A 6,073-nucleotide genomic window follows, 5' to 3' on the forward strand; every position below is an offset into this window, starting at 1 on the left:
CGGTCCGACAAACGCTCACCCGCAGGCGACTTGACCTGCCCCACCCTCGCCACACCACAACCAACGAGCCCAGGACATCTAAGTCACCAGCATTGCTCCTAGGCCACAACAATCCCTTGAGTCGCCTTCCGCGCAGCGCTCACCCTGATCACTGACTCCCGCTCACCAACGCGGGAGCGTTCAGCGTTCAGGGGAGGAAGTCCATACATGCGAAGACTCCAAGCCCTCTGGGCCGTGGCAGGAGCGGCCGGACTGCTCGCCGGGGCCGTCACCCCCGCGGCGGCAGGCCCCGGGCTACCGGTCACCGCACCGGACGCCACACTCGTGCGGAGCGGCACCACAGGCAAGCAGACCGCCGTCAGAACCAGCGCAACCAGCACGCAGACCGTCACCCTCGTCACTGGCGACACTGTGTCGTTCACCGTCGGCCCAGAGGGCAAGTACGCGGTCGAGGTCCGGCGCGGCAAGGGCCGTGAGGCCGCCACCTTCCTGTCGAGCGAGCGGAACGGCGAGGTCAGCGTCCTGCCGGCGGACGCGATCCCGCTGGTGCAGGCGGGCCGTCTGGATCCGGCCCTGTTCAACGTCACCCAACTGGTGAAACAGGGCTACTCGGACGCGAAGACCGATGTCACCCCGCTGATCGCCACCTACAAGAAGGGCAGTTCGACCCCCGACGGGGCGCGCCGGACGCTCGCGCTGCGCGGGATCGGCGGCGCCGCGCTCAGCGCGAAGAAGTCGACCGCCTTCTGGGCGGACATCGCACCGGCCCTCGGCACCGAGCCCACCGCCAAGGCCGCGAAACAGCTCGGCGACGGCATCGAGAAGATCTGGCTGGACGCTAAGGTGACGGCGTCCCTCGATGTGAGCGTGCCGCAGATCGGCGCGCCCGAGGTGTGGCAGACGGGCTACGACGGCAAGGGCGTCAAGGTCGCCGTCCTGGACACCGGCGTGGACGCCAATCACCCGGATCTCGCGGGGAAGATCGCGGAGTCGACGAGCTTCGTACCGGACCAGACGGTGCAGGACGGCCACGGTCATGGCACCCATGTGGCATCCACGATCGTCGGCTCGGGCGCGGCCTCGGACGGCGAGCGCAAGGGTGTGGCGCCGGGTGCGGAACTGCTCGTCGGCAAGGTGCTGGCCAACGACGGTCGCGGCCAGACCTCCTGGATCCTCGCGGGCATGGAGTGGGCGGCGAACTCCGGCGCGAAAATCGTCTCCATGTCCCTGGGCGGCACGGCCTCGGGTCCCTCGGACGTGCTGAGCGAGACCGTCGACGAACTGTCCGCATCCACCGGCACCCTCTTCGTGATCGCGTCAGGCAACGCGGGACCGGACGAGCAGACCGTGGGCACCCCTGGCATCGCCAACTCGGCGCTGACGGTGGGTTCGGTCGACAAGTCCGACAAGCTGGCCTCGTCCTCGAGCCGTGGACCGCGCCTCGGCGACTCCGCGATCAAGCCGGAGATCACCGCACCGGGCGTGGCCATCACCGCGGCCCGCGCCTCCGGCACCGCCATGGGCACGCCGGTCGACGACTACTACACGACGGCGAGCGGCACGTCGATGGCGACCCCGCATGTCTCGGGCACCGCGGCGCTGGTCGCGCAGGCCCATCCGGACTGGACGGGACAGCAGATCAAGCAGGCCCTGGCCACTACCGCGAAGGCAAATACCGTCAACTCCGTGTTCGAGCAGGGCGACGGACGGGTCGACGCCGTACGGGCCGTCCAGCAGGGCGTCTTCGCGACGCCGACGCTGAGCTTCGGCAAGTACGAGGACGGCGACAACAAGGCCGACAGCAAGGACATCACGTACACCAACACCACCGACAAAGCGGTGGAGTTGAAGATCTCCTCGACCCTCACCGATGCCGCCCTGAGCGCGGACGTCATGACCGTCCCGGCGAAGGGCACCGCCACCGTCGGGGTCACGGTCGACCCGGCCGAGGAGGCACAGGGCCGGTACACGGGACACATCACAGCGAGCGCCGACGGCGTCCAGGTCACCACCGCCATCGGCTTCGAGAAGCTGCCGAAGACCTACGACCTGAAGGTCTCGCTGGTGAACCGCGACGGTAACCCGTCCACCGCCGCGTCACTCTTCATGCTGCAGGAGCTGAACGGCGCGTACCCGGACACGCACGGGTTCCTCGGCAAGGGCTGGACCTTCCAGGTGCCGGCCGGTACGTACTCGATGGCGTCCTGGATCCCGGATGTGGACGCGGCCGGGCTGGCGGTCGGCACGTCGGTCGTCGGCGACCCGGAGATCAAGGTCGACGGAAACACGGAGGTCGTCCTCGACGCCCGCAAGGCGGTCGAGATCAAGCCGAAGACCAAGGAAGACTCCGAGTTCCAGGGCTTCAGCACCAACTGGCACCGGGAAGGGCCGGGCAGTGGCTTTGGGCTGACCTACAGCCAGGGCTTCTGGACCGACCATGTCTATGTGGCTCCGACCGAGAAGGTCACCGAGGGCATGTTCGAGTTCTCCGCCAAGTTCCGGCTGTACGAGAAGGAGCTGACGGCGAGCGTCACCAGCCCTGAGAAGTTCGCGCTGCCCCTCGACTACACGCAGACGTACACCGGCTTCCCGGCGAAGATCAGCGGTGACCACACGGTGCGTGCGGTGGACGCGGGCAGCGGCACCGCGGCCGACTTCGAGGGACTCGACGTCAAGGGCAAGGTGGCGGTGGTCCGGGTGGCCGCCGGTAAGACGGCGGACGAGGCACTGGCCAACGCGACTGCGGCCGGGGCCGGTTACGTTATCGCCTACCACGACTCGCCCGGGTACTGGATCGCCTCTGTGAACAGCACGACCATCCCGCTGCTGATCGCCACTGGCGAGAACGGCGCGAAGCTCGGCTCCCTGCTGAAGAGCGGGAAGAAGGTCAAGCTGAAGCTGGACGGCACTCCGGTCAGCCCCTATGTGTACAGCGTGATGTTCCCGCAGACAGGCGCCGTCTCGGCCAACCAGACTTACAACCTCAACAGCTCCAACACGGTGAAGCAGACGGTTCGCTACCACGGGGCCCAGGCAGGTCAGATCGGCAAGGACGCCGTGTACCGGTACCGCCCCTGGCAGACGGCCGACATCGCGACGACCAACAATGTGCAGCTCGGCACGGAGCGCATCGAGTACTACAACGTCTCCGACAGTCGGATCTGGCACGCCGTCTATCCGGACTCGAAGGCGAACTATCCTCAGCGGGACTCCCTGCAGATCTTCGACCGGGCGGGCAGGCTGCCCACCGAGGACTGGCTGCGCCAGGTCGTCCGCCCGGCGACCAGTGAGCAGTACGGCCTCTCCCAGCGCACCGGCGACAGACTCACCTTCAGAGTCCCGGAGTTGAGCGACGCCACGACGGGTCACTACGGGTCCGTGGAGAACGTCCAGGACACCGCGAAGGGCAAGCTGTACGCGGACGGACAGTTGGTCGGCGACACCACACTCGGCGGAGTCGGCGCCTTCAACGTCCCGGCGGCGAAGGCCTCGTACCGCCTCGTGCTCGACGCTGAGCGCACGGCCGACTGGGCCGAGTACTCCACCAGCACCCACACCGAATGGTCCTTCGCCTCGGCGCACACAGACCAGCAGACGGCGCTGCCGCTGCTCTCCGTCGACTATGACGCTCGGGGGCTTGACCTCCTCAACCGCGCCGAGTCCGGGCGCGAGCTGAAGCTGGGCCTGACGGTCCGCGATCAGACGGGGAGCGTGGCGGCCAAGAGCCTCAAGGCCTGGGTCTCGTACGACGACGGGGTTTCCTGGAAGGAGGTGAAGGTCTTGCACGGCGAGGCGAAGTTCAAGCCCGCGAAGAGGGCTCAGTCCGTGACGCTGCGCGTACAGGCCGCCGACCGGGACGGCAACAAGATCGACCAGACCGTGCTGCGGGCGTTCGGCCTGAAGTAGACACGGCGTTCGGCTTGAACTGAACGACGGCCCGGGGCGGTGCGAAGCCCCTTAACAAAGATCCTCTACCGTGCTGGGCCATGGTGAACACGGCATACGACACGGACCTACAGCACACGGCAAGACAGACCCCTGCCGCGAGCCCCTGGGCCGCGGTGGGGGTCTCCGCCCTCGAGGAGCAGGTGTACCAGGCGGTCCTCCATCAGCCCGACGCCGGAGCGGCCGGCTGGGCGCTGCTGACGGGTGCCTCCCCGGCGCGAGTGCGCGAGGCCTGCAACCGGCTGCTCGCGCTCGGGCTGATCCAACCGCCGGACTCCATGGGCGGGCTACGCGCAATCGACCCACGGGTGGCGATCCGCGCACTGATCCGGCGGCGCGAGACGGAGTCCGAACTCCTCGCCGCCACCGCCGAGGAGATCGCCACCGCGTACGAGGCCGGGCTGCTGCGCGAGGAACCCGCACGGCTGATCGAGGTCGCCTCTGGCGAGGGCACCATCGCGGCGCGCCTTGAGGAGCTGTACGCGCGCGCCGAGCACGAGGTGTGCCTCTTCGACACACCGCCGTATCTCGCCCCGCCCGCCCCACAGGCGGATCTCCAGGCCGATCTGCTCAGGCGCGGGATCGTCTCCCGCGGGATCTACGCGGCGACCGCCCTGGAGGATCCGAACGTCCTGTCCCGCACCTGGAAGATGGTGGGACTCGGCGAGCAGGCACGGGTGTTGCCGTCCGTGCCCCTCAAGCTGCTGGTGGTCGACGGGTGTCGGGCGATGCTCCCTCTGACCGCCTCCGCGGCGGGCGGCTACTGCGCCGTCGTGGTGTGGCACTCGGCGGTGACCGAGGCCCTGCAGAAACTCTTCGAGCTGGCGTGGCAGCAGGCGACGCCGCTCGGCCGGGCGGCCGGTGACGGTGAACTCTCCGAAGGCGAGCGGACGTTGATCCGGCTGCTGGCGGCCGGGATGAAGGACGAGGCGGTGGCCCGCCATCTGGGAGTGAGCCTCAGGACGCTGCGACGGCGGGTGAGCGAGCTGCAGGAGAGACTGGGGGCGGCGAGCCGGTTCCAGCTGGGGGTGCGGGCCGCTCAGCGGGACTGGGTGTAGCAGGCGGAGGAACCGGCGGAGGGCCGCACCCCCGTCGGCGGTTTCTAGGGATGCGGCCCTCAACACGCTTCGGCCGCCGCCCCACCCCACCCGAGATACCCCGGGAAGCGTGGATCAACGACCCCTCCAAGCTCAGGGAACCCACACCACAGATCTCATAGCTACACAAACGTCTCACAGGACTTGAATTCTTCCGCATGGAGCTCACTGTGAAAGGACCGAGGAGTCGCTGCCCATGCTGCTGGCCAAGGAGGGCGATCGACTGCTGATTTTCGATCTGCAGGTCCATGAAGAGTTGCGGGTCGGCGAGCCGTCCGTCCTCAGGACGAGCGGTTGGGGCTCGACGCCGCTCCGGATTCTCCGACGTGCCCTCGGAATCCGGTGCGCCTTCCTTCTGGGCACGGAGCACAGGGCGGGGGCCTTGCATCTCTTCCCGGTCCAGTACGGCACCGACCAGTTGTGGGATCTGGGCACGCCGACGACCGTCGCTTCGTCCGGTTGGGGCGCACGGCAGCGCCCCCAGATGGCCGTCGTCGGTGACATGGACGGTGACGGGAGCAGCGATGTGGTGACCAGCGACCGTTCGGGTGCGCTGTGGCTGCACCCGGCTGCCGAGGACGGAACCCCGGGCACCCCGGTGGCTCTGCATGCTTCGCGCTGGAGAGGCGTCACGTTCTTCTGAACTCACCGGTGAGCGGTTACACCCCCGGAGCGGACCAAGATCCGGACCATTCGCGGGCCGACGTCCCGCCAAAGGTCGCCCTGCCCATCGTTCTTGCTGGTCAACGGTAGCGCAGCGCTTGTACCACCAGCAGACGAAGAATCTGCTGACCAACTTCCCCGCTTCAGCAGTCACACATTGCGACTGCCGCAACTCATCCGACGAGCATGGAGAGCACGTCGCACCAGCTCGTGGGATGGGCTTCCTCTGGGGGGAATCTGGGGAGTTTGGACGGCGCTGGGGAGCGCGCGTGGGGGTCACGTCCCCTGTGATGGTGTAAGCGATCAATCCTGCGTAGCGTTCGGGGTATTGGGGAGTGCATGGGTGGTGTGGTCGGCGTGTTCGGCGG

General features: G+C 68.0%; 3 protein-coding genes. All 3 read left to right on the top strand.

The annotated features are described in order from the left end of the window. Positions 1-207 precede the first annotated feature (207 nt). The 3 genes from ACIHCQ_RS44420 (at position 208) to ACIHCQ_RS44430 (ending at position 5,685) form a co-directional block, all read left to right on the top strand. Complete coding sequence (locus ACIHCQ_RS44420; protein ID WP_399675025.1) at positions 208-3,906, top strand: S8 family peptidase; 3,699 nt, start codon at positions 208-210, stop codon at positions 3,904-3,906. Between the two features lie 80 nt (positions 3,907-3,986). Then, positions 3,987-5,003 carry a LuxR C-terminal-related transcriptional regulator gene (locus ACIHCQ_RS44425; RefSeq protein ID WP_399675028.1) on the top strand — a complete coding sequence of 339 codons (1,017 nt, stop codon included), beginning with the start codon at positions 3,987-3,989 and terminating at the stop codon, positions 5,001-5,003. 235 nt (positions 5,004-5,238) lie between these two features. Further along, positions 5,239-5,685, top strand: coding sequence for a hypothetical protein (locus ACIHCQ_RS44430; RefSeq protein WP_399675031.1), 447 nt, complete (start codon positions 5,239-5,241; stop codon positions 5,683-5,685). The last annotated feature ends 388 nt before the right edge of the window (positions 5,686-6,073 follow it).

The sequence above is a fragment of the Streptomyces sp. NPDC052236 genome (assembly GCF_044548015.1).
Lineage (GTDB): Bacteria > Actinomycetota > Actinomycetes > Streptomycetales > Streptomycetaceae > Streptomyces.